The 23,992-nt window shown below is 64.7% G+C and carries 23 protein-coding genes; 12 read left to right on the forward strand and 11 right to left on the reverse strand.

The genetic code is table 11. The features are described from left to right. Window positions 1–2: 2 nt before the first annotated feature. Genes VX159_RS08585 through VX159_RS08605 form a run of 5 tightly spaced genes read left to right on the forward strand, consistent with a single transcriptional unit; the run spans window position 3 to window position 5,285 of the window. Complete coding sequence (locus VX159_RS08585; RefSeq protein ID WP_371322476.1) at window positions 3–794, forward strand: ABC transporter ATP-binding protein; 792 nt, start codon at window positions 3–5, stop codon at window positions 792–794. A 31-nt stretch (window positions 795–825) separates the two neighbouring features. Continuing rightward, on the forward strand, window positions 826–2,661 hold the full coding sequence (locus tag VX159_RS08590; RefSeq protein ID WP_371322477.1) for an ATP-binding protein: 1,836 nt from the start codon (window positions 826–828) through the stop codon (window positions 2,659–2,661). Beyond that, entirely contained in the window at window positions 2,642–3,064 is a 423-nt protein-coding gene (locus VX159_RS08595) for a 5-carboxymethyl-2-hydroxymuconate Delta-isomerase (RefSeq protein WP_371322478.1), read from the forward strand. Before VX159_RS08590 ends, VX159_RS08595 begins: the two co-directional genes overlap by 20 nt. Further along, window positions 3,057–4,412 (forward strand): sigma-54-dependent transcriptional regulator, encoded by a 1,356-nt coding sequence (locus tag VX159_RS08600; RefSeq protein WP_371322479.1) that lies wholly within the window; start codon window positions 3,057–3,059, stop codon window positions 4,410–4,412. The genes VX159_RS08595 and VX159_RS08600 overlap by 8 nt, the downstream gene beginning before the upstream one ends. A 3-nt stretch (window positions 4,413–4,415) precedes the next feature. Further along, on the forward strand, window positions 4,416–5,285 hold the full coding sequence (locus VX159_RS08605) for an EamA family transporter (RefSeq protein ID WP_371322480.1): 870 nt from the start codon (window positions 4,416–4,418) through the stop codon (window positions 5,283–5,285). Window positions 5,286–5,374: 89 nt separating this feature from the next. On the opposite strand, the gene VX159_RS08610 is transcribed toward VX159_RS08605, so the two are convergent. Beyond that, window positions 5,375–6,223 (reverse strand): SPFH domain-containing protein, encoded by an 849-nt coding sequence (locus tag VX159_RS08610; protein ID WP_371322481.1) that lies wholly within the window; start codon window positions 6,221–6,223, stop codon window positions 5,375–5,377. Between the two features lie 169 nt (window positions 6,224–6,392). On the opposite strand from VX159_RS08610, the gene VX159_RS08615 reads away from it, so the two are divergent. Together VX159_RS08615 and msrB are read left to right on the forward strand one after the other, a co-directional pair. Then, entirely contained in the window at window positions 6,393–7,919 is a 1,527-nt protein-coding gene (locus VX159_RS08615) for a YdiU family protein (protein WP_371322482.1), read from the forward strand. Window positions 7,920–7,940: 21 nt separating this feature from the next. Beyond that, window positions 7,941–8,900: a peptide-methionine (R)-S-oxide reductase MsrB gene (gene msrB / locus VX159_RS08620; RefSeq protein ID WP_371322483.1), complete on the forward strand. Its 960-nt coding sequence runs from the start codon at window positions 7,941–7,943 to the stop codon at window positions 8,898–8,900. Here msrB and VX159_RS08625 read toward each other — a convergent pair. Continuing rightward, window positions 8,855–10,225: a bacteriohemerythrin gene (locus VX159_RS08625; protein ID WP_371322484.1), complete on the reverse strand. Its 1,371-nt coding sequence runs from the start codon at window positions 10,223–10,225 to the stop codon at window positions 8,855–8,857. The two genes, msrB and VX159_RS08625, sit on opposite strands and share 46 nt — an antisense overlap. Window positions 10,226–10,568: 343 nt before the next feature. On the opposite strand from VX159_RS08625, the gene VX159_RS08630 reads away from it, so the two are divergent. From VX159_RS08630 to VX159_RS08640, 3 genes are all read left to right on the forward strand, one after another. Continuing rightward, window positions 10,569–11,387 (forward strand): pyruvate, water dikinase regulatory protein, encoded by an 819-nt coding sequence (locus VX159_RS08630; protein ID WP_371322485.1) that lies wholly within the window; start codon window positions 10,569–10,571, stop codon window positions 11,385–11,387. A 97-nt stretch (window positions 11,388–11,484) separates the two neighbouring features. Then, entirely contained in the window at window positions 11,485–11,793 is a 309-nt protein-coding gene (locus tag VX159_RS08635; protein ID WP_371322486.1) for a monooxygenase, read from the forward strand. Between the two features lie 328 nt (window positions 11,794–12,121). Continuing rightward, window positions 12,122–12,514, forward strand: a complete 393-nt coding sequence (locus VX159_RS08640; protein WP_371322487.1) for a hypothetical protein — start codon at window positions 12,122–12,124, stop codon at window positions 12,512–12,514. 95 nt (window positions 12,515–12,609) lie between these two features. Here the strand turns inward: VX159_RS08640 and lolA are convergent, their stop codons facing one another. Further along, window positions 12,610–13,245: an outer membrane lipoprotein chaperone LolA gene (lolA, locus tag VX159_RS08645; RefSeq protein WP_371322488.1), complete on the reverse strand. Its 636-nt coding sequence runs from the start codon at window positions 13,243–13,245 to the stop codon at window positions 12,610–12,612. 8 nt (window positions 13,246–13,253) lie between these two features. Next, window positions 13,254–15,566 carry a DNA translocase FtsK gene (locus tag VX159_RS08650; RefSeq protein WP_371322489.1) on the reverse strand — a complete coding sequence of 771 codons (2,313 nt, stop codon included), beginning with the start codon at window positions 15,564–15,566 and terminating at the stop codon, window positions 13,254–13,256. 191 nt (window positions 15,567–15,757) lie between these two features. Here VX159_RS08650 and trxB point away from each other — a divergent pair, with 191 nt between their 5' ends. Continuing rightward, window positions 15,758–16,720: a thioredoxin-disulfide reductase gene (trxB, locus tag VX159_RS08655; RefSeq protein WP_371322490.1), complete on the forward strand. Its 963-nt coding sequence runs from the start codon at window positions 15,758–15,760 to the stop codon at window positions 16,718–16,720. A 17-nt stretch (window positions 16,721–16,737) separates the two neighbouring features. Next, window positions 16,738–17,505 (forward strand): Smr/MutS family protein, encoded by a 768-nt coding sequence (locus VX159_RS08660; RefSeq protein WP_371322491.1) that lies wholly within the window; start codon window positions 16,738–16,740, stop codon window positions 17,503–17,505. 249 nt (window positions 17,506–17,754) lie between these two features. On the opposite strand, the gene VX159_RS08665 is transcribed toward VX159_RS08660, so the two are convergent. The 7 genes from VX159_RS08665 to rfaE1 all read right to left on the reverse strand — a co-directional run bounded on the left by VX159_RS08665 (window position 17,755) and on the right by rfaE1 (window position 23,991). Then, on the reverse strand, window positions 17,755–18,093 hold the full coding sequence (locus tag VX159_RS08665) for a P-II family nitrogen regulator (protein WP_371322492.1): 339 nt from the start codon (window positions 18,091–18,093) through the stop codon (window positions 17,755–17,757). 30 nt (window positions 18,094–18,123) lie between these two features. Further along, on the reverse strand, window positions 18,124–19,752 hold the full coding sequence (locus tag VX159_RS08670; RefSeq protein WP_371322493.1) for an NAD+ synthase: 1,629 nt from the start codon (window positions 19,750–19,752) through the stop codon (window positions 18,124–18,126). A gap of 18 nt (window positions 19,753–19,770) precedes the next feature. Next, the gene (gene ppa, locus VX159_RS08675) at window positions 19,771–20,307 is read right to left on the reverse strand and encodes an inorganic diphosphatase (protein WP_371322494.1); all 537 of its coding nucleotides are present in this window, start codon (window positions 20,305–20,307) and stop codon (window positions 19,771–19,773) included. 75 nt (window positions 20,308–20,382) lie between these two features. Continuing rightward, the gene (locus tag VX159_RS08680) at window positions 20,383–21,168 is read right to left on the reverse strand and encodes a 3'-5' exonuclease (protein ID WP_371322495.1); all 786 of its coding nucleotides are present in this window, start codon (window positions 21,166–21,168) and stop codon (window positions 20,383–20,385) included. After that, window positions 21,165–22,070 carry a cysteine synthase CysM gene (gene cysM / locus VX159_RS08685; RefSeq protein ID WP_371322496.1) on the reverse strand — a complete coding sequence of 302 codons (906 nt, stop codon included), beginning with the start codon at window positions 22,068–22,070 and terminating at the stop codon, window positions 21,165–21,167. Before cysM ends, VX159_RS08680 begins: the two co-directional genes overlap by 4 nt. Further along, on the reverse strand, window positions 22,057–23,055 hold the full coding sequence (gene rfaD, locus VX159_RS08690; RefSeq protein WP_371322497.1) for an ADP-glyceromanno-heptose 6-epimerase: 999 nt from the start codon (window positions 23,053–23,055) through the stop codon (window positions 22,057–22,059). Before rfaD ends, cysM begins: the two co-directional genes overlap by 14 nt. Window positions 23,056–23,064: 9 nt before the next feature. Continuing rightward, window positions 23,065–23,991, reverse strand: a complete 927-nt coding sequence (gene rfaE1 / locus VX159_RS08695; protein ID WP_371322498.1) for a D-glycero-beta-D-manno-heptose-7-phosphate kinase — start codon at window positions 23,989–23,991, stop codon at window positions 23,065–23,067. Window position 23,992 lies beyond the last annotated feature (1 nt).

Consider the following 23,992-nt stretch of genomic DNA (forward strand, 5'->3'; position numbering starts at 1 on the left):
ACATGAGCCCCATCCTGATCAACAACGTGCACAAGGTGTTCAAGACGCCTGGCGGCGACGTGACTGCGCTCAAGGACATCAACCTGACGATCAAGCCGGGCGAATTCGTCTGCCTGCTCGGGCCTTCGGGCTGCGGCAAGTCGACGCTGCTCAACGCGGTGGCCGGCTTCCAGCCGCCGTCGTCCGGCGAGATCATCATCGACCGCCAGACCATCCTCGCTCCCGGCCCGGATCGCGGCATGGTCTTCCAGGAATACGCGCTGTTCCCGTGGATGACGGTGGCCCAGAACATCGCCTTCGGCCTCGAAGTGCAGAAGAAGGAAAAGGCCGAGATCGACCTCACCGTCAAGCAACTGCTTGACCTGCTGCACTTGAGCGACTTCCGCGACCGCTACCCCAAGGACCTCTCCGGCGGCATGCGCCAGCGGGTGGCGATTGCCCGCGTGCTGGCGCTCGACTCGCCGATCATGCTGATGGACGAGCCCTTCGGCGCCCTCGACGCGCTGACCCGGCGCAACCTGCAGGACGAGCTGCTGCGCATCTGGGAAAAGCTGGGCAAGACCATCCTCTTCGTCACCCACTCGATTGAAGAGTCGATCTACCTGGCCGACCGCATCGTGGTCATGACCTACCGCCCCGGCACGGTCAAGCGCGACCACTATGTCGACCTCCCACGTCCGCGCGACCCGGCCTCGCCAGCCTTCAACGAACTCAAGCGCGAACTCGGCCGGCTGGTGATGGAGGAGCAGCAACGCCATGCTGCCGCCGAAATGAAGCTGGCTGCGGTCGACTGAGAAAAATGGCAAAAATCGGTAGGATGCGCGGGTGACCCCACCCGCCTTCCCTCCCCCGGCGCTGCGCCGCCCCGCCTTTCTTGCCGGAGCGGCGCTGGCGCTATGCCTGCTGCTTGCGCTGCTCACCTATCGCAGCCTCTTTGCCTACCTGCTTGACCAGGAACGCCAGCATGCCGCGCAGCGCCTCGACGCGCTGGCGCTGTCGCTTGATGCGGCGCTGGCCCGCCACGAATCGCTGCCCGGCCTGCTCGCCCTCGACCCGACCCTGAGCGCGCTGCTCGACGCACCGCGCGACCCGGCCCGGCTGGCCGCCGCCAACGCCTATCTCGAAGCCGCACAGCAGAATGCACAGGTTGCCGCAGCCTTCCTGATCGACGCCGAGGGGCTGACCCTGGCCGCCAGCAACTGGCGCCAGCCGCTCAGTTTTGTCGGCCACAACTACGCCTTCCGCCCCTATTTCCGCGATGCAGTCGAGCACGGCCTCGGCCGCTTTTACGGCGTCGGCGTCACCACCGGCGAGCCGGGCTACTTCCTGGCCGCACCGATCCGCCGGAGCCAGCAGCTGCGCGGGGTGATCGTGCTCAAGATCGGTCTGGAAAGCCTGGAACAGGCGCTGGCCAACGGCGGCGACCCCTTGTTGCTGGCCGACGCCGACGGCATCGTCTTCCTCGCCTCGGCCCGCCGCCTGCGCTACCGCAGCCTGACGCCACTGCCCGAGCAGGTGCTGGCCCGGCTGCGCGACAGCAAGCAATATGGCGAACAAGCACCGCCGCTGCTCGCCGACCGCCCGCTGCCGGCAGCGGGCCTGAGCCGCCTGGCGCTGCCCGAAGAGCGGCCACGCGAACGCCTGGTGCATAGCCGGCCGGTCGGCAAGCACGGCTGGCGCCTGGTCCAGCTCGGCGACCCGGGCGAGGCGCGCACTGCCGCCTTGGCCGCCGCTACGGCGACGGCCTTTGCCTGCGCCTTTGCCCTCGGGCTGGCCGCGCACTTGCGCCAGCGCGCCCGCCGCCGCGAGGAGTTGCGGCGCATCCACGCCAGCCTGGAAACGCGGATCGCCGAACGCACCGCCGACCTCACCGCGCAAATCGCCGCCCTCGAACGGACCAAGGCGATCCTGCGCGAAACCCGCGATGCGGCGGTGCAAACCGGCAAACTCGCCACCCTCGGCCAGATGGCGGCGGGGATCAGCCACGAACTCAACCAGCCGCTGGCCGCGCTGCAAACCCTGGCCGACAACGCGCAGGCGCTGCTCAAGCGCAACCGCCTCGACGAAGCGGCGGAAAACCTGCAACTGATCTCCGACCTGGTCGGGCGCACCGGCCGCATCGTCCGCCAGTTGAAGAGCTTTGCCCGCAAGGAGGCGCCGACGCCGCAGCCGGTCAGCGTCGATAGCGCCATCGAGCACGCCTTGCTGATCGTCGAACCGCGCCGGCGCGAACTCGGCGCCAGCATCCACGTCCCCGACGCCGATCCGGCACGACAGGTGATCGCCGAAGCCGGGCGGGTCGAGCAGATCCTGATCAACCTGCTGCGCAACGCGCTCGACGCCGTTGCCGACCACGCCGCGCCCCGCGTCGAAGTCAGCTGCCGGCGCAACCCCGACGACGGCAGCCGGCTCGATCTGTGCGTCCGCGACGACGGCCCCGGCCTCAGCGACGAGGCGCGCCACCACCTGTTCGAACCCTTTTTCACCACCAAGCCGGCCGGCGCCGGTCTCGGCCTCGGCCTGGCGATTTCGCAGACCATTGCCGAGAGCTACGGCGGTACACTGAGTGCCCGCAATGCGCCGGGCGGCGGTGCCGAATTCGTGCTGACCCTGCCCGCCGTTTCGCCCGAAGGAGATTCCGATGCCGCACCTGACGCTTGAATACAGCGCCAATCTCGCCACCCTGGCCCCCGCCTTCAACCCCGCCGCCGCGCTTGCCGCAATCAACCGTGCCGCCTTCGCCAGCGGTCTCTTCGGCGAAGCCGACATCAAGAGCCGGGCGCTGGCCTGCGAGCAATTCTGCATCGGCGTCGAGGTCGCCCCGCGTGCCTTCGCCCATCTCCGCATCGCGCTACTCTCCGGGCGCAGCGGTGACGAACGGCGACAACTGGCGGCGCAATTGCTGGCGGCGTTGAAATCCACGGTCAACGGCGAAAATGGGCAAAATTCCGTCCCCGCTTCAGCGCCCGCCGCAATCCCCATCCCCGGCGGCGAAATCCAGTTGAGCGTCGAAACCTGCGACCTCGACCGCCCGAGCTACGCCAAGGACGTGCTGCATGGCTGACGATGCGGTCTTTCTGGTCGAGGACGACCCGGCGGTACGCAAGGGCTGCGCCCAGGCGCTGAGCCTGGCCGACCTGCCGGTACGCGCCTTTGCCGACGCCGAAAGCCTGCTCCAGGCGCTGGCGCAGGAGCGCCCGGCGCTGGTGGTCAGCGACGTGCGCCTGCCCGGGCGCGACGGGCTCTCGCTGCTGCGCGAGCTGCGCCAGTTCGACCGTGAACTGCCGGTACTGCTGATCACCGGCCACGGCGACGTAGCGATGGCGGTGGAAGCGATGCGCGAAGGCGCGCACGACTTCATCGAAAAACCCTTCCCCTCCGAACGCCTGATCGCGGCGGTCAGGAGCGGCCTGGAAAAACGCCGGCTGCAGCAGGAAAACCAGCGCCTGCGCGCCTTGCTCGGCGAAGCCGGCAGCCAGCGCCTGGTCGGCCAGTCGGCGGCGATCCAGCAAATTCGCCAACTGATCGACTCGCTGGCGCCGACTGGCGTGGACCTGCTGATCAACGGCGAAACCGGCGCCGGCAAGGAGGTGGTCGCCCGCGCCGTGCATGAAGCCAGCGGCCGCCGGGGCGCCTTTGTCGCGATCAACTGCGGCGCGCTGCCGGAAAGCGTTTTCGAGAGCGAGCTGTTCGGCCATGAGGCGGGCGCCTTTACCGGCGCCGGCAAGCGCCGTATCGGCCGCATCGAGCACGCCAGCGGCGGCACGCTCTTTCTCGACGAAATCGAGACCATGCCGCTCAACCTGCAGGTCAAGCTGCTGCGCGTGCTGCAGGAGCGCAGCGTCGAACGCCTGGGCAGCAATACCGGCGTCGCAGTCGACCTGCGTCTGGTCGCGGCAAGCAAGGCCGACCTGAAAAGCGAAGCCGACGCCGGCCGCTTCCGCGCCGACCTTTATTACCGGCTCAACGTCGTCAGCCTCGACCTGCCACCGCTGCGCCAGCGGCGCGAAGACATCCCGCTCCTGCTCGGCCACTTTCTCGCCGAGGCCGCACAACGCTACCAACGCCCGCTCGCCGCCTGGACGCCGGCCGACCTCGCCCGCTGGCAGCAACACCCCTGGCCGGGCAATGTGCGCGAACTGAAAAACGTTGCCGACCGCTGGGCGCTCGGCCTGCCCGATGGCCTGGCGCCACTGCCGGCCGCCGCTGGCGCGATCTTCCCGGGCGCCGGCTCCTTGGCCGAGCAGGTCGACGCCGCCGAAAAGGCGATCCTGATCGCCGCGCTGCAACGCAGCCACGGCCATGTCGTCGCCGCCGCCGAAGCCCTGCACACACCGCGCAAGACCTTTTACGACAAGCTCGCCCGCCACGGCATCGTGCCCGAGCAGTTCCGCCAGCCGGGCGGCAAATAGCCGATGGACCCGCTCGCCCTGGCACTGGTGATCGCCGGCGCGCTCTGCCACGCCAGCTGGAACCTGATTTCGAAGAAAGTCGGCGGCGGCCTGTATTTCGTCGCCCTCTACGGGCTGGTCAGCAGCCTGCTCTGCCTGCCGCTGGCGCTGCAGGCCTGGTATGCCCACCCGGCACCGCTCGGCCTTACCGCCTGGGCGGCGATTGGCGCCAGCGCGCTGATCCACGCGGTGTATTCGCTGATCCTGCAACGCGGCTACCGTGCCGCCGATTTCTCGCTGGTCTATCCGCTGGCGCGCGGCAGCGGCCCGCTGTTCTCGGTCGTCGGCGCGGTGCTGCTGCTCGGCGAAGCGCCGGGCGCGACCGGGCTGGCCGGAATCGCCGCGATCCTGCTCGGGATATTGCTGCTTTCCGGTCTGGCCGAAGTCCGCCGCTCGCCCAGGCTGCGCGCCGGAATTTTCTGGGGCGGCCTGACCGGGCTCAGCATCGCCGCCTACACCGTGCTCGACGGCTGGGCGATCAAGGTGCTCGGGCTGGCGCCGCTGCTGTATTACGGCCTCAGCCTGCTGGTCCGCAACCTGCTGTTGCTGCCGCAGGCCTTGCGCCGCCGCGACCTGCTGCTCGCCGAATGGCGCGGCAAGTGGCGGGCCATCGTCGCCGTCGGCATCCTTTCGCCGCTGGCTTACAGCCTGGTGCTGATCGCGCTGACCCGGGCGCCGCTCAGCTACGTCGCGCCGCTGCGCGAATTGTCGATGCTCGGGGGCGTTCTGCTCGGCAGCCGGCTGCTGCAGGAAAAAATCTCGCCGCTGCGCGGCCTCGGCATCGCCGGGATGCTGCTCGGCGCCGGGCTGCTGGCGCTGGCCAAGCCAGGTTGAATCACCTAGTTGGCAACCTGCAAGCGGAAGAAGGCAACCGGCCGGTCATGCCGCCTTGCCGTCGCCGACGCAACGACCGGCGGCATGCCTCAGGAAGCGCTGCCGGCGTTGATCACCGGTTGCGAACCGCGTTCGCTGCACAGCACCACCAGCAGGTTGCTGACCATCTGCGCCTTGCGCGCCTCGTCGAGCTTGACCTGGCCGTTCTTGTCGAGTTCGGCGAGCGCCATTTCGACCATTCCCACTGCGCCAGCAACGATCCGCGAACGCGCTGCGATCACCGCGTTGGCCTGCTGCCGCTGCAGCATCGCCTGGGCGATTTCCGGCGCGTAGGCGAGGTGGCTGATACGCGCTTCGATCACCTGCACGCCGGCCTTGCCCAGGCGCTCGGCCAGTTGCTCCTGCAAGTGGTGCGAGATTTCCTGCGGGTGGCTGCGCAGCGCGACCTGGCCGCTTTCGCTGGCGTCGTAAGGATAGCTGGTGGCCATCGCACGCAAGGCCGATTCCGACTGGATATGGACGAAGCTCTCGTAGTCGTCGACGTTGTACACCGCCTCGGCCGAATCGGCGACCTGCCAGACGATCACGGCGGCAATCTCGATCGGGCTGCCTTCGAGGTCGTTGACCTTGAGCTTGCTGCTCTCGAAATTTCTCACCCGCAGGCTCAGCTTGCGCTTGTGGTAGAGCGGATTGTTCCAGCGCAGCCCGTCCTCGCGCACGGTGCCGACATAGCGGCCGAACAGGCTGAGCACCGCCGACTGGTTGGGTTCGAGCATGTACAGGCCAGGCAGCACGAACAAGCCGGCAAAGAGCAGCAGCAGGCCGAGCAAGGCTTGCAAGGGCGACGACGAGAGCAGGACGCCGCCGCTGACCAGCGCAGCCAGCGCCGTCAGCAGCATGGGAATCCCGGCTTGGGAATGGACGCGATTTTCTTTCATGAGCGGATCACCGACGATAGGCTGGTCAAAGGAAGCCAGATGATAGACAAGAATTGCGCTCGGCATGCAAGCTGCAACGCGGCCGGCCGATCCGGAACCTCGGAGCGGCATTCCGGTCGAACCGCGCCGGCCTGCCACGGTCGACTCTCCAGATCACGAAAAAACCGCCATGCCCCCGACTCCGCCGCTCTTCGCCTTCGACAACACCTACGCCCGCGACCTCAAGGGTTTCTATGTCCGCTGGCCGGCCGAGCCGGCGAGCAAGCCGGTCTGGGCGCTGGTCAATGATGCGCTGGCCGAAGAACTCGGCGTCGATCCCGCCCGCCTGCGCGGCGCCGAAGGGCTGGCGGCGCTATCGGGCAATGCCGAGCCGGCCGGTTCGGCGCCGCTGGCCCAGGCTTACGCCGGGCACCAGTTCGGCGGCTTTTCGCCGCGCCTGGGCGATGGCCGGGCGCTCTTGCTCGGCGAAGTGATCGACCGCCACGGCCGGCGCCGGGACATTGCCCTCAAGGGCTCGGGGCGGACGCCGTTCTCGCGCAACGGCGATGGCAAATGCGCGCTTGGCCCGGCATTGCGCGAATACCTGATCGGCGAGGCCATGCACGCGCTTGGCATTCCGAGCACGCGAGCGCTGGCGGTGGTCGCCAGCGGCGACATGGTGCGCCGCGAACGGGCGCTGCCGGGGGCGGTGCTGACCCGCGTCGCCGCCAGCCACCTGCGCGTTGGCACCTTCGAATTCTTTGCCGCGCACCAGGGGCCGCAGGCGGTCGAGCAACTCGCCAACTACACCCTGCTCCGCCACGACCCGGCGCTGGCCGAGCACCCGCAGCCCTACCTGGCGCTGCTGCAGGCGGTCTGCGCCCGCCAGGCGGCGCTGGTCGCGCGCTGGCTCGGCGTCGGCTTCATCCACGGGGTGATGAATACCGACAACATGACCCTCTCCGGCGAAACCATCGACTACGGCCCCTGCGCCTTCCTCGAAGCCTACGACCCGGATACTGTGTTCAGCTCGATTGATACCCATGGCCGCTACGCCTACGGCAACCAGGGCGAGATCGCGCAATGGAACCTTGCCCGTTTTGCCGAAACCCTGCTGCCGCTGATCGACCCGGAGCAAGCGCGGGCGGTCGAACTGGCGACGGCAGTCATCACCGCCTTCCCGCAGCAACTGGCGGCGGAATGGCTGACGGTAATGCGCGCCAAGCTCGGGCTGGCGAGTGAGCAAAATCCGGCCAAAACCACGGTCGACCGTGAAAACGGGCAAAAATCCGCCGCGCTCGACCGGGCGCTGGCCGAGGACTTCCTGGCGCTGCTGCACGCCCGCCGGCTCGACTTCACCCTCGCCTTCCGCGCCCTTTACGACCACGCCACCGGTCAGCCGGCACCCCTGGCCCGGCTGTTCGCGGCCGACGACGGCGAATTCGCCGCCTGGCAGCAGCGCTGGCAGGCGCGCCAGCCGCAACGCGACGCCGCCCTGCTTGAGACGATGCGCCGCGCCAACCCCTGGCTGATCGCGCGCAACCACCGCGTCGAGGAAGCCCTTGCTGCCGCCAGCGAGCATTTCGACCTCGAACCTTGCCGGCAACTCCTCGCCGCACTGCGCGCCCCATGTACTGAGAACCCCGAGCACGCTGCCTACGCTGAACCGGCCCCGGCAGCGGTCACCGCTAACTACCGCACCTTCTGCGGCACTTGAGCCGCCGCTCAGGAGACGACCATGAACGCACGCCCCGCCGGCATCGTCGGCCAACTTGCCCCGGAACTCGGCATCCGCGACTGGCGCGATGCCAGCGGCCAGCCGCTCGCCGGCCTCGAACTCACCGCCCTGCCCGGCCGCTACAAGCTGCTGTTCTGCTTTCAGGACAACTGCCCCGGCTGCCACCAGCGCGGTTTTCCCACCTTGCAGACCATCGTCGACGCTTTTCGCGGCTCCGACCTGCTTGCCTGTGCCGCGATCCAGACGGTTTTTGAGGAACACGCGGAAAATACCCGCGAGCGCGGCTTTGCCAACCAGCTGCGCTACGCGCTGGGCATCCCCTTTGCCCACGATGCCGGCGCCGACGGCCGGCTATCGACGCTGATGCAGCACTACCGCAGCGCGGGAACCCCGTGGTTCATCCTGATCGACCCGCAGGGCGTGGTCCTCTTCAACGACTTTGCGGTCGATGCCGCCGGCCTGATCGACTATCTGCGCCGCCAGCCGGTGCCGGCCGCCGCGCCCGCCGGCGTGCTGACCTGGGCCGGCATCCTGCGCCAGCTGCGCGACGGCAACCCGCTGCCGCCGCGCCGGGTCGAGCTGAGCGCCGACGAATGGCGGCAGCGGCTGAGTCCGGAACAGTTTTACGTCTTGCGCCAGAAAGGCACCGAGCGCGCCTTCAGTTCGGGGATGTGCACGGTTTTCAGCCCCGGCCGCTACGCCTGTGCCGGCTGCGGCAGCGAACTGTTCGATGCCGGCGAAAAATTCGACAGCGGCAGCGGCTGGCCCAGCTTCACCCAGGCCGTGACGCCCAATGCCGTCGCTTACCATGCCGACGCCAGCCACGGCATGCAGCGAGTCGAAACCACCTGCGCCGTCTGCGACGGCCACCTCGGTCACGTCTTTCCCGACGGGCCGGGGCCGAGCGGCCTGCGTTACTGCATCAACGCGCTGGCGCTGTGTAAACTGGGAGAGCGCTGAATGCGGGGCGCGTCGACGCTTTCGAGCCAGACGGTGAACCAGAAACGCGAGCCGACACCGGGCTGGCTTTCCAGTCCGACGGCGCCGCCCATCAGTTCGGCCAGGCTGCGCACGATTGCCAGACCGATGCCGCAACTTTCGTTCTTGCGCGGGCTGCTCAGCGAATGCGGCGAAAAGGCCTGGAACAACCATTCCTGATCGCTTGCCTCGATTCCGATCCCGGTATCGCTGACCGAAAATTCGAGCAAGGCCCGCCCGGCATCCTGACGGATTTCCTGCACCGCCAGTTCAACCCGGCCGTGAGCGGTGAATTTGATCGCGTTGTCGAGCAAATTACCCAGCATTTCGAGCAGTTTCCGGCTGTCGCCGGCATAGCGTCCGGTTCCCGGTGCGACCCGCAATTCGCACGGCAACTGCTTTTGTTCGAGTAAATCGAGGTATTGCGCATGGCAGGCATGGAGCAGGGAAGCGGCATCAAAGACCCGCCGCTCCAGATTCATCCGCACCACATCGACTTCGGAAAGGCCGATCAAATGATCGACCAGCGCCAGCAACTCCTGGCCAGAGTCCATAATCACCCGCGTGAAATCCTGCCGCTCGGCGGCTGAACAATTCGGATCGGCGAGCAACTGCCCCATCCCCATGATCGCATTCAGCGGCGTGCGGAAGGCATGGCTGATGTTGTCGAGAAACCTGCTGCGGGCGAAATTGGCCGACTCAGCGCGGATTCTGGCCTGCACCAGTTCGCCTTCGCGCTGCTTGCGCTCGGCGATTTCGCGCATCAACCGCAAGGTATTGGCCGAAAGGTTGCCGTAAATCGACAGGATGATGTCGATCAGGATTCGACCGTCGCCACTCATTTTTTCATTGGCCCGCTGCTTGGCAATGGTCAGCGACAGCCCCTGGCCGATGCCCTGGACCACCTGCGCCATGTAGCGGTCATTTTCGAGAATGTGCGAGGCCAGCCAGCGCGCCAGGTAGCCCAATGCCTCTTCGGCAACGCCATCGATCCGGCCGCCATCGAGCACCTCGCGCAAGCCGGCGATTTTTTCGACAAAGCCGCGATGAGTGTCGGAATGCGCCTGCTCCAGATCCTCTCCGGCCAGATATTCGGCCCAGATCGCCTCCTCGGTCGAAAAATGGTAGCTGGCATACTCCAGCAAACCATCGAAAATCTCCCCGACCTCGATATCCTCGGAACGAAACGCCACCCGCCCGGCAAGCAGATTGATCAGTTCAACCAGGCGCCGGTGCTGCGTATCGATGATCTCGATTCCTGTGCAAAAACTGTCTTCCCACGGGAAGATATCTACCGTTTCAATCATCGGGCCGCACCCTTTCATTTATGCCATTTGTTTTTTTGCGGCAACGATGTTAACAACAAATTCAACAAAAATGACCTGTCAAAAGTGATAGCTAACAAAATCGTCAGCTAGCCGGCAATTCGTCTTGGCACCTTGCAATTGACATTGAATTCCAAAAAATGCGCTGTTCGGCGGTTGACCGTGTGCTCGCTACGGAGGCCGCCCTGCACCTGCCATCGGCCGACTACAACCGGGTTTTCCCTCGCTCCGGGGCGGATCGGCGGCGGCCGGGGTAAAATCGCGATATCGTCGGCGGCTCTTGCCCTTGCAGCCGCCTCCCGCCTCCTTGCCCGAGTTTTCCGCCATGCCCAATCCGATCAAACGTACCGTCTTCTTCGTCTCCGACGGCACCGGCCTCACCGCCGAAGCCCTTGGCCACAGCCTGATGACCCAGTTCGAGGACGTCGAATTCAAGCAGATCCGCATCCCCTTCCTCGATAACGTCGACAAGGCGCAGGAAGCCGTCGCCCGCATCAACGCCCAGGGCGAAGCCGACGGCATGCGCTCCATCGTCTTCACCACGCTGGTCAACCCGGAACTCTCGAGCATCGTGCACCAGGCCGATGCCTTCTGCCTGTCCTACTTCGACACCTTCCTGTCGCCGCTCGAAGCCGAACTCGGCGTCAAATCCAACCACACCGTCGGCCGCTCGCACGGCTCGGCCGAAAGCTCGGAATACAAGAAGCGGATCGAATCGATCAACTACACCCTCGCCCACGACGACGGCATCACCGACCGCGACCTCGAAGAAGCCGACGTGATCCTGGTTGCCGTCTCGCGCTGCGGCAAGACGCCGACCTCGCTCTACCTGGCGATGCAGTTCGGCCTCAAGGCCGCCAACTTCCCGCTGATCCCGGAAGACTTCGACCGCGGCCGCCTGCCCGGCACCCTCGAACGCCACCGCAGCAAGCTCTTCGGCCTCACCATCCAGGCCGAGCGCCTCGCCCAGATCCGCGAAGAGCGCCGCGCCGGCAGCAAATACGCATCGCTCACCAACTGCCGCTACGAAATCGCCGAAGCCGAAAAAATGATGCGCCGCGAAGGCATCCGCTGGCTCGACTCCTCGACCAAGTCGATCGAGGAAATCTCGACCACCATCCTGCAGGAACTGAAACTGCGCTGAGATTCAGGTTTTCACGGTCGACCGGAGCGATGGGCAAAAACCCTCGCCGGTCGCCCCGCAAACAAAGCGTTTTCCTTATTTTCCCGAGGAGAGTTGCATGCCTTATTTGTTGCAAGTCGATTTCCCGTTTCCCGGCCCTTGGGGTGACGAGTTGAGTTCGGCGCTGCGCGGCCTGGCCGAGTCGATCGCCAACGAACCGGAGCTGATCTGGAAAATCTGGACCGAGAACCAGGCTGACGGCGAAGCAGGCGGCATCTACCTGTTCAGCACCCAGGCTGCCGCCGAAGCCTACCTGGCCATGCACAGGCAACGCTTGCGGGAATTCGGCATCGCGACGGTCAATGGCAAGATTTTCCAGGTCAATCAAACGCTATCGCTGATCGACCGGGCTCCGCTTGGCGTCTGAGCCACGGAGCCCCCACTGTCGCCACCGCTCCCGATGAACACTGGGGGGTTTAACTGCTCTGCGCTCTGCGCCCGGCGCCCCTGTTCAGTCCTCGATGGGCGATGATCGACGCCACCGGACAGATCGACATGAAGATCTCGATTGGGATTTGCAACAAGCTACAGTTGAGAATCATTCTTATTGCCAGACCAGAAAAATCCCACTATAGTTGCACCTGACCGCCTTCATTCAGGCCCCCACCCGAACGGCGGTCACGCTGATTGTTCATTCCCGCCTTGAGGCCCAGCCAGCCGTCGCCAGCCAGCCTGTTTTTCTGCGCACGCACGTCATGGCCCATCCCGTTTCTGCCCTGCCCGTTTCCCCCGTCGTCGCTTGCGAGCGGGAGTTGCCCTGCCTGTTGCGGCATCTGGCTTCGGCGCAGTTGCGCACTTCGCAGCAGTTGCAGGTACAGGCGCGGGAAATCGAACAACTGGAGGCTCAGCAGCTGCGCCTTTATGGCGAGTTATTGCGGCGGACGACCGAAGTGCACTGGCTACGGGCGGCACTCGATGCGGCCTGGGCCGAGGCCGATGCGGTGATTTGCCAGACCGGCTGCCTCAGCCATGGCGGCCATTGGCGCACGGCTGACCAGCACTGCCGGCGTAAGGGCAGCCGCTGCGACTACCGGGAAGCCGCCAGTCCGGCTGAACCGATCCCGAATTTGAGCAACGAAACGGCCTGAAAAACGGCAAAAAACACGGTCGACCGTGGTTTTTACTGAAAACCATGCCTTCACGGCAAGACCGGCGCGCTCCGCCGGCCTACTCGCCAACCCCCTTACTCACCGACCACGTCGGTGCCGGCCGGCGGAGTGAAGCGGAAGGCGCTGGCCGGTAGCGCCGGGTTGCGTTCGATGCGGCTGAAATTGACCAGCGTCGTCTGACCGAAGCTGTCGAACAATTCCATCGCCTTGAGTTCGCCGCCGGCAAAACCGATGCGGATTTTCTCGAAGCCGCTGTCGGTCGCCTTGGGTGTTGCTTCGACCCAGTTCAGGCCATCGCCCTGCCCGGCTTCGCGCAGGCTGAAATTCTTTTCCAGTTCGTTGTTGCCGGCGAGCAGCGCCGCCGGCGTGCTGCCCAGCGCCTGCCCGGCCTTGCGCACGGTTACCTGTTGCAACTCGGGATCGTGAATCCAGATTTTCTGACCGTCGCCAACGATCAGTTGCGGGTAAGGCTTGAGAATTTCCCAACGCAGCTTGCCCGGCCGCGAGATCGCAACGGTGCCGGACGACAACTGCGGCTTGCGTCCGCCCTTGGCCAGCACGTTCTGGGTAAAGTCGGCGCGCAGGGTGCGGGTGGCCTGCAAAAAGTCGTGCAACTGCTCCACGGCGGTCGCCGCCAGGCTGGCCGGCGCCAGCCCCAGGCCGAAACACAAGGCTGCCACGGTCGACAACGATTTAAGGGCTTTTTTCATCCTCGGCCTTATTCTTCAGATTCGCGCCGGGCGAGCACTTCGCGCCCACCCCGGCCATCCATGCCGGACACCAGCCCGGCCTTTTCCATCGCTTCGACCAGTCGCGCCGAACGGTTGTAGCCGATGCGCAAGTGCCGCTGCACCAGCGAGATCGAGGCCCGCTTGTTCTTCAACACCACCTCGACCGCCTGATCGTACAGCGGGTCCTGCTCGGCATCGCCACCACCCTCGCCATCGCCGCCACCGCCCTCGTCATCGCCGCCGGCACCGCTGAGAATGTCCTCGACGTATTCCGGCGCCCCCAGCGACTTGAGGTGCTCGACCACGCGATGCACTTCGTCATCGGACACAAAAGCGCCATGGACCCGCGTCGGGTAGCCAGTGCCGGGCGCCAGATAGAGCATGTCGCCCATCCCGAGCAGGGCCTCGGCACCCATCTGATCGAGGATGGTGCGCGAGTCGATCTTGCTCGAGACCTGGAAGGCGATCCGGGTCGGGATATTGGCCTTGATCAGGCCGGTGATCACATCGACCGATGGCCGCTGGGTTGCCAGCACCAAGTGAATGCCGGCGGCCCGCGCCTTCTGCGCCAGGCGGGCGATCAGTTCCTCGACCTTCTTGCCGACCACCATCATCAGGTCGGCCAGTTCGTCGATCACCACGACGATGAAAGGCATGTTCTGCAAGGGTTCCGGTGCTTCCGGCGTCAGGCTGAGCGGGTTGGGAATGTGCTCGCCGCGTTTTTCCGCTTCCTTGATCTTGCTGTTGAGGCCGGCAATGTTGCGCACGCCCATCGCCGACATCAGCTTGTAGCGTTTTTCCATCTCGCCGACGCACCAGTTGAGCGCGTTAGCGGCCTGCTTCATGTCGGTGACGACCGGCGCCAGCAGGTGCGGAATGCCTTCGTAGATCGACAGTTCGAGCATCTTGGGATCGACCATGATCAGGCGCACCTGCTCCGGCTCGGATTTGTAGAGCATCGACAGGATCATCGCATTGACCCCGACCGACTTGCCCGAACCGGTTGTCCCGGCGACCAGCAGGTGCGGCATCTTGGCCAGATCGGCGACCACCGGCAGACCGCCGATGTCCTTGCCCAGGCTGACGGTCAGCGGGCTGGCAAGGTTGTTGTAAGGACCGCTGGAAATGATCTCGCAGAGCTTGACCGTCTGGCGCTTGGGATTGGGCAGTTCGAGCGCCATGCACGACTTGCCGGGCACGGTTTCGACCACGCGGATCGAGACCATCGCCAGCGCCCGCGCCAGGTCGCGCGCCAGATTGACGATCTGCGAGCCCTTGACGCCAACCGCCGGCTCGATTTCGTAGCGGGTGATCACCGGCCCGGGCAAGGCCGCGAGGACCTTGACCTGGACACCGAAGTCGGCCAGCTTGCGCTCGATCAGCCGCGAGGTGAACTCCAGGGTTTCCGGGCTCACCGTTTCGGTGGTCGACGGGGGCGGGTCGAGCAAGGCCAGCGGCGGCAGGCGCCCGCCGACCACCGCCTCGGGAAACAAGACCGCCTGTTTTTCGCGCTCGGCGCGCTTCTCCGCCTTCTTCGAGACCGGCACCTCCACCGGCGCCGGAGTCTCGATAATGATCGGCTCGTGCAGCTCGACCCGGCGCTTTTCCTCCTCGACGATGGTCTCCCGCTGTAACGCCACTTCACGCCCGATTCGCCGGTCGCGCCAGGTATCGACCCGACCGTAAGCCAGCCCGCTCAGGGTTTCGAGAATCAAACCGAGCTTTTCAAAGGCCCACAGCCACGACATCCCGGAAAACAGGCTCCAGCCGCAGGCAATCAGTGCCAGCAGCAGCATCGTCGCACCGGTGTATCCGATCTGCCCGGAAAGCGCCCGCCCCAACTCGCCGCCGAGCATGCCACCGGGTCCGAGCGGCAACTCGGCCCGCAGCGAATAAAAGCGCAGCGCTTCCAAGGCGGCGCTGCCAATCAGCAGCAACACGAAACCGCCAAGCGCCAGATAAAGCGGCCGCTGCTCGGCCGGCTCCAGCGCGTTGAGACGGCGGAAGCCGCGCCAGACGAACATCAGCAGCAGTACGATCCACCACCAGGCGGACAAACCAAAAATGAAGAGCAGCAGATCGGCGATCCAGGCACCGGCCCGCCCGGTCGGGTTCTGCAAGGACTGGGTTGCCACTGCGTGCGACCAGCCCGGGTCACCCTTGTCGAAGCCCCACAAGGCCAGGGTCAGGAACAAAGCTACCGCGCCCACGGCAAACCAGCGCGATTCCTGCAGCAGATTGCCAATCCGGTCAGGCAACTGGCTGGCGGCAGCGGCCGCCGGCTTGCGTTCCTGGCTCAATTGCCGCCCCGCACGCCAGCCGTCTTGAGCGAGACTGGCAAAAGTAAGAATTCAGACATAAAACATTATTCCGTTCATGGGCTTACGTGTGAATTATAAACCTGTTTGCAAGGAGTTGCCGAGCGTACAGCCGAACCGGGGGAAGCGCTATAATCGTGACTTCCCCGCAAACACAGAGTCAGAGGATCACGATGTCCCAAGCCCCCCGCCATACCCCGCTGATCATTCTCGGTTCCGGCCCCGCCGGCTACACCGCCGCCGTCTATGCCGCCCGCGCCAACCTCAAGCCGGTGCTGATCACCGGCATGGCCCAGGGCGGCCAGCTGATGACCACCACCGAAGTCGATAACTGGCCGGCAGCGGCTGATGGCATTCAGGGCCCGGAACTGATGGCCAATTTCGAAGCCCACGCCCGTCGCTTCGACACCGAGATCCTCTTTGACCACATCCATACGACCCAGCTGACGCAAAAGCCGTTCACCCTGATCGGCGACGCCGGCACCTACACCTGCGACGCACTGATCATCGCCACCGGCGCCTCGGCCATGTACCTCGGCCTGCCCTCCGAAGAAGCCTTCATGGGCAAGGGTGTTTCCGCCTGCGCCACCTGCGATGGGTTCTTTTACCGCAACAAGCCGGTCGCCGTGGTCGGTGGCGGCAACACCGCCGTTGAAGAAGCCCTCTACCTCGCCAACATCGCCAGCCACGTCACCCTGATCCACCGCCGCGACAAGTTCAAGGCCGAGAAGATCATGCAGGACAAGCTGTTCAAGAAGGTCGAGGAAGGCAAGGTCACCATCCTGTGGAACAACACCCTCGACGAAGTCCTCGGCGACGACTCCGGCGTCACCGGCCTGCGCGTCAAGAATACCCAGGACGGCAGCACGCAGGAGGTTGCGGTGCACGGCGTCTTCATCGCCATCGGCCACAAGCCGAACACCGACATCTTCGCGGGCCAACTGGAAATGGACAACGGCTATCTGGTCACCGAATCCGGCCGCCACGGCAACGCTACCCAGACCAGCATTCCCGGCGTCTTTGCCGCCGGCGACGTGCAAGACCAGATTTACAAGCAGGCCTGCACCTCGGCCGGCTCCGGCTGCATGGCCGCGCTCGACGCCGAGCGTTACCTCGACAACCTCGGTCTGGCCTGATTGGCGCAGCAAGCATCTTGATCGACCCGGACGACCTGGCCGCCTTTCGTGCGGCCGTTGCCGGCGCCCAAGCCCTGGCGCCGGTCAACCGCATCGAAACCCGGCGCCCGCGCCCGGCGCCGCTACCGCGCACCCCGCGCGCCGGCGAAAGCGGGCCGGCAGAAAAACCGGCCAAGCGCGGCGAAGCCCCGCTCCCTGCCTTCTGGAACAGCGAAGACCCGGAAGTGCTGCGCAAGCGCGCGCTCAACCCCGAGCTCGCCGCCTTCCACGTAGCAATGAACGGGGTCAAGCCGCTGCCCAACCCCAACCGGGTCGAACTCGGCAGCGTCCGCCCGGCACCGCAAGCCCGGCAATTCATCGCTGACGAACAAGCGGCACTGCACGAAAGCCTGTTCGGACTGATCGCGCTGCAGGACCGGCTGGAAGGCGGCGACGAGCCGCAATATCTGCGCCACGGCGTCGCGCAAAACGTCTTGCGCGACCTGCGCCGAGGCCGCTGGGTGATCCAGGGCGAAGTCGACCTGCACGGCTGCAACCGCGACCAGGCTCGCGAACAGCTGGCGCATTTTCTTGCCGAGTGCCTGCACCAGGGCAAGCGCTGTATCCGTGTCATCCACGGCAAAGGCCACGGCTCGCCGCAAAAACTGTCGGTCCTGCGCCAACTGGTGCGCGGCTGGCTGATGCAGCGCCAGGAAATCCTCGCCTTTTGCCAGGCCAAACCACAGGACGGCGGCGAAGGCGCCCTGCTGGTCCTGCTACGCGCTGCCCGCAAAAAAACCGGCTAAACCACCGCCCACCAGCGACAACCACGGTCAACCGGCGCAAACGGCAAAAAAACGCCCAAAAGCACCGATGCTTTCAGCCCAGCCCTCGCCGCTGACAGCGCTCGCCTTCCTCACCAGGCTTGCTCAGAACCGCGTCAATGACGCAAGGCGCTCAAGCGCTCACCGACAGGGCGGCCCACCACAAAAAACAAAAGCCACCGCAGCGGGTGGCTTTTTGGCTTGGATTTACGGTCGACCGTAAATTTTGGCTTAAATCGCGGCTTCGTCGGTTTCGCCGGTACGGATGCGCACGACTTGTTCGACCGAGGTGACAAAAATCTTGCCATCGCCGATCTTGCCGGTGCGGGCCGCCTTGACGATGGCTTCGATGGCGCCATCGACCTGGTCGCCGGCGACGACGATCTCGATCTTGACCTTGGGCAGGAAATCAACGACGTATTCGGCGCCGCGATACAGTTCGGTATGGCCCTTCTGGCGGCCAAAACCCTTGACTTCGGTCACGGTCAGGCCGGTGATCCCGACTTCGGACAGGGCTTCACGCACTTCGTCGAGCTTGAAGGGCTTGATGACGGCTTCGATCTTTTTCATGGTCTGCTTCCTCTCAGCGAACTGCTGCAATCAATATTCGTCAGCATAACGGTTGGTGATGGGGTAACGCCAGTCCTTGCCGAAACCACGCGGGGTAATGCGGATTCCGACCGGCGCCTGGCGGCGCTTGTATTCGGCGATGCGCAGCAGACGCACGACCTTGCGTACGTCGGCCTCAGGCAGGCCGGCAGCGATGATTTCGCGCGGGCTGCGGTCTTCTTCCATGTAGGCCCGGACGATGGCATCGAGGATTTCGTAATCGGGCAGCGAATCCTGATCCTTCTGGTCCGGCTTGAGCTCGGCGGACGGCGGACGGACGATGATGTTTTCCGGGATCACCGGGGCGCCGCTGCACAGGGTGTTGCGGTAGCGCGAAAGGCGGTAGACCAGAGTCTTGTACACATCCTTGATCACCGCAAAGCCGCCGGCCATGTCGCCGTACAGCGTACAGTAGCCAACCGCCATTTCCGACTTGTTGCCGGTGGTCAGCACCAGCTTGCCGGTCTTGTTCGAGAGGGCCATCAGCAGGTTGCCGCGAATCCGCGCCTGGATGTTCTCTTCGGTGGTGTCAGCAGCCATGCCAGCAAACAACGGGTCGAGCATTTCGCCATAGACGCGCATCGCCGGTTCGATGGCGATTTCGTTGTAGGTACAACCGAGCTGGCGGATCATTTCGCGCGAGTCGTCGAGACTCATCTGCGCGGTGTAGGGCGAAGGCATCATCACCGCATGGACTTTTTCGGCCCCCAGCGCGTCGACCGCGACACACAGGGTCAGCGCCGAGTCGATGCCGCCGGAGAGGCCGATCAGCGCGCCCTTGAAGCCGCTCTTGCCGATGTAGTCGCGCACCCCGACCACCAGCGCGCGGTAGGCTTCGGCCTCGGCCGACAATTCGGCGGCGTAGTCGTGCGAAGTCATCAGGCCATCGAGATAATCGACGATTCCCAGCGTTTCATCGAATTGCGCCAGACGCATCCGGCACTCGCCCCGGGCATCGAGCGCGAAAGAAGCACCGTCAAAGACCAGTTCGTCCTGACCGCCGACCAGATTGCAATACACTGCCGCCATGCCGGTGGCGGCCACCCGCTCGCGCAGCACATGCACGCGCTGGCGATGCTTCTCCAGGTGCAGCGGCGAAGCGTTAAGGACCAGCAGCAGTTCGGCACCGGCAGCAGCTGCGCGTTCGGCGGCACCGGGCTCCCAGATGTCGGCGCAGATGTTGATGCCGCAGCGGACGCCGCCGACATCGAGTACCAATGGCTGCTCACCGGCGGTGAAGTAGCGTTTTTCGTCGAAAACGTCGTAGTTCGGCAGCCGGTTCTTGCGGTAAGTGGCGCGTAGGCTGCCGTTTTCGATCACGGTCGCGGCGTTGTAGCAGCAACCTTCATGTTCTTCCGGATGGCCGACCACCAGCGTCAGGCCGGGCGCCTGCTCGGCGGCACGCACGGCAAGGGCCTCCAGGGCGTGACGACTGGCCCGGTAGAAATCGGGGCGCAGCAGCAGGTCTTCCGGGGGATAACCGCAGAGCGCCAGTTCTGGCGTCAGCAGCAGATGGGCGCCACGGGCTTTCGCCTCGATGGCGCGAACCAGGATGCGTTCGACGTTGCCCGTCAGATCACCGACGGTGGCGTTGAACTGGGCAACGGCGATACGCAGCATACAGCTCAACCCTGGAAATTACTTGGCTTCAGCCTGATAACGGGCAACGCCGTCCATGATTTCCTTCTTGGCGGAATCAACGCCTTCCCAGCCGAGCACCTTGACCCACTTGCCCTTTTCCAGGTCCTTGTAGTGCTCGAAGAAGTGGGAAATCTGGTTACGCAGGATTTCCGGTACGTCTTCGAAGGTCTTGGCATCCTTGTACAGCGGGGTCAGCTTGTCGACCGGCACGGCCAGCAGCTTGGCATCCTGACCGCCTTCGTCTTCCATCGCCAGCATGCCCAGCGGGCGGCAACGGACGACCACGCCCGGCGGCAGCGCGAACGGGGTGACGACCAGCACGTCGACCGGGTCGCCGTCGCCGGCGATGGTGTTGTTGATGTAGCCGTAGTTGCACGGATAGTGCATCGCGGTGCCCATGAAACGGTCGACGAAGATCGCGCCGGACTCTTTGTCCACTTCGTACTTCACCGGGTCGGAATGAGCGGAGATTTCGATGATGACGTTGAAGTCATCGGGAAGGGACTTGCCGGACGGAACGTTGTTCAGAGCCATCTTTTTTCTCTCTCTGCGTAGCGGTTTGGAAAAGGGTTCGATAAACCGTAATTATAGCGTCGTGCGGCCGCAGCTTCAGCCCCAGGCGGCAAGAAACTCCTGCCAGTGCGGCGCTTCGATGCGGGTCAGCTGGGCTTTGACGAAGTCGATCTCGGCGCTTTCCTCGGCCGCCGACAACTCGCCGCGCAAACGGCGGAAGCGGTTGAAGACCAGGTAGGTATTGACCACGTCGGTCTCGCAATAATCGCGGATCTCGGCGATCTGCCCGGCTTGCCAGGCCTCCCAGACCTTGCTCCCGTCCATCCCGAGCTTGCCGGGAAAGCCGAGCAGCTTGGCCAGTTCGTCGAGCGGCGCGTTGGCGCGGCCGTTGTAGAGCGCCAGCAGGTCCATTAGGTCAAGGTGGCGGGTGTGGTAACGGCTGATGTAGTTGTTCCACTTGAAATCGCGCGAGTCGGCATAGTCGCCATCGCCGAGATCCCAATAGCGCGGTGCGGTAACGCCGTGCAGCATGGCGCGGTAATGCAGGACCGGCAGGTCGAAACCGCCGCCGTTCCACGACACCAGCTGCGGCGTGAATTTCTCGATGCCGTCGAAGAAGCGCTGGATGATCTCGCCCTCGCCCAGTTCCGGCTCGGACAGCGACCAGACTTTAAAGCTGTCACCGGCACGCAAAACGCACGAAATGCTGACCACCCGCTGCAGGTGCAGCGACAGGAAATCGTTGCCAGTCCGCGCCCGCTTTTGCTGGAAGGCCAGTTCGGCGACTTCAGCATCCGACAACTCGCCCGGCAGATCGTTGATCCGCCGGAAGCCGGCAACATCGGGAATGGTCTCGATGTCGAAGACGAGGACGGGCTTCATGCCGGGAAGACTCCGGTCGACAGGTAGCGATCGCCACGGTCGCAGACGATGCTGACGATGGTCGCGTTCTCGACCTGTTCGGCAAGCCGCAAGGCCACGGCAAGGGCACCGCCGGACGAAATCCCGGCGAAGATACCCTCCTCCACTGCCAGCCGCCGCGTCATCGCTTCGGCATCAGCCTGCGACACATATTCGATACGGTCGACCCGCGCTTTATCGTAAATCCTGGGCAGATAGGCTTCCGGCCATTTGCGGATGCCGGGAATCTGGCTGCCGTCGTCAGGCTGGCAACCGACGATCTCGATCGCCGGGTTCTGCGCCTTGAGATAGGCGGAAGTCCCCATGATCGTGCCGGTGGTGCCCATGCTGGAGACGAAATGGGTGATCGTGCCGGCGGTGTCGCGCCAGATTTCCGGCCCGGTGCCCTCGATATGGGCCAGCGGATTGTCCGGATTGGCGAACTGGTCGAGGATGCTGCCCTTGCCTTCGTTGCGCATTTTTTCGGCGACATCGCGCGCCAATTCCATGCCGCCATCCTTGGGCGTCAGCACCAGTTCGGCACCGTAGGCGCGCATGCTCTGGCGGCGTTCGACGCTCTGGTTCTCGGGCATCACCAGGATCATTTTGTAACCCTTGATCGCGGCGGCCATCGCCAAGGCAATGCCGGTATTGCCGGAAGTCGCCTCGATCAGCGTATCGCCCGGCTTGATCTCGCCGCGCGCCTCGGCGCGGACGATCATCGACAGCGCCGGGCGATCCTTGACCGAACCGGCCGGGTTGTTGCCTTCGAGCTTGACCAGAATGGTATTGCCCCGGCGATCGTTGGCGGCACCGGGAATCCGCACCAGGCGGACCAGCGGCGTGTTGCCGACGAAATCGGCAAGCGTTTTATACGCGGGCATGCAGCCACTCCATGTATTCGGCGACGCCTTCTTCGACGCTGGCCATCGGCGCTTCGTAGCCGGCAGCACGCAGGCGAGTCAGATCGGCCTGGGTGAAGGCCTGGTACTTACCTTTGAGCGCCTCGGGGAAGGCGGTGTATTCGAGCAGGCCCTGGCTGCGCAGCTCGGCCAGAGTCAGCGGCGCCTCGCCTTTTGCCTTGCGACAACCGTTGACCGCAGCAACGGCAACATCGTTGAAGCTCTGCGCCCGGCCGGAACCGAGATTGAAGATACCGGACTTTTCCGGATGATCAAGGAAGAACAGGTTGACCTTGGCCACGTCGCCAACGAACACGAAGTCGCGCATCTGGCCACCGTTCTCGTAACCGTGCGAGCCCTCGAACAGCTTGACCTTGCCTTCGGCGCGAAACTGGTTGAAGTTGTGGAAGGCGACCGAGGCCATCCGCCCCTTGTGGTACTCGCGCGGGCCATAGACGTTGAAATAACGGAAACCGACGATCTGCGACGACGGGTCCTTGGCCAGCCGCTGGCGGACGATCTGGTCGAAGAGGAACTTCGAGTAGCCGTAGACGTTGAGCGGGCCTTCGTACTGGCGCTCTTCCTTGAACACGTTGCTGCCGCCGTAAGTGGCGGCGCTGGAAGCGTAGAGGAACTGAACGTCCTGATCCTGACACCAGTCGAGCAGGATGGTCGAATAACGGAAATTGTTTTCCATCATGTAGCGACCGTCGGTTTCCATGGTGTCGGAGCAGGCGCCTTCGTGCAGGATGGCATCGACCTCGCCGTCGAAGTGCCCGGCCTGGATGCGGGCGATGAAATCGTTCTTGTCGAGGTAATCGGCGATTTCGCAGTCGATCAGGTTCTTGAACTTGTCGGCCTTGGTCAAATTATCGACGGCAATGATGTTGGTCACGCCGCGCTGGTTGAGCGCCTTGACGATGTTCGACCCGATGAATCCGGCGGCGCCGGTAACGATGGTGTACATGCTTTCTCCTTAAAGCGCAGCGGCCAATTCTTCGCGGCTGACCACGGCGGTGCCGAGTTTGCCGACAACGATGCCGGCGGCCAGGGTCGCCATCCGTACCGCCTCGGCCCAGTCGGCACCGGCGCCGTGCATCACCGCCAAGGTGGCGATGACGGTATCGCCTGCCCCCGACACGTCATAAACTTCGCGGGCCACAGTCGGCTGATGGTGGGTTTCAGCAGCTGCGAACAGGGTCATCCCCTCCTCGCTGCGCGTCACCAGCAAGGCTTCCAGGCCAAGCTGCTCGCGCAGGGCGCGGGCCTTGCTCGCCAGTTCTTCGTCGCTGTGCCAGCTACCGACCACCTGCTTCAACTCCGAACGGTTCGGGGTAATCACCGTGGCACCGGCATACTTGGCCCAATCGTCGCCCTTGGGGTCGACCAGCACCGGCTTGCCGGCGGCTCGGGCGATGCGGATCATTTCCGAAATATGGGTCAGGCCACCCTTGCCGTAGTCCGAGAGCAGCACCACGTCAGCATCGGCCACCCGGCGCTCGTACTCGGCCAGCTTGGCCTGCAGGATTTCGTGCGAAGGCGGTGTTTCGAAGTCGATGCGCAGTAATTGCTGCTGACGTCCGATCACCCGCAGCTTGACGATGGTGTCGATGTCACGGTCGACGTGCAAACCGGCCGAAATCTGACCTTCATCGAGCAGGCGTTGCAAGGTGCGCCCGGCATCGTCGTCGCCAACCACCGAGAGCAAGGCGGTACGCGCACCAAGCGCCGCCGCGTTGCGGGCGACGTTGGCTGCGCCGCCAAGGCGGTTTTCCTCGCGCTCGACCTTGACCACCGGCACCGGCGCTTCCGGCGAGATGCGGCTGACATCGCCAAACCAGTAGCGGTCCAGCATTACGTCGCCCACCACCAGCAGGCGCACCTGCGAGAGTTTGTCCAGCATC

This window comes from Dechloromonas sp. ZY10 (assembly GCF_041378895.1).
Lineage (GTDB): Bacteria > Pseudomonadota > Gammaproteobacteria > Burkholderiales > Rhodocyclaceae > Azonexus > Azonexus aquae.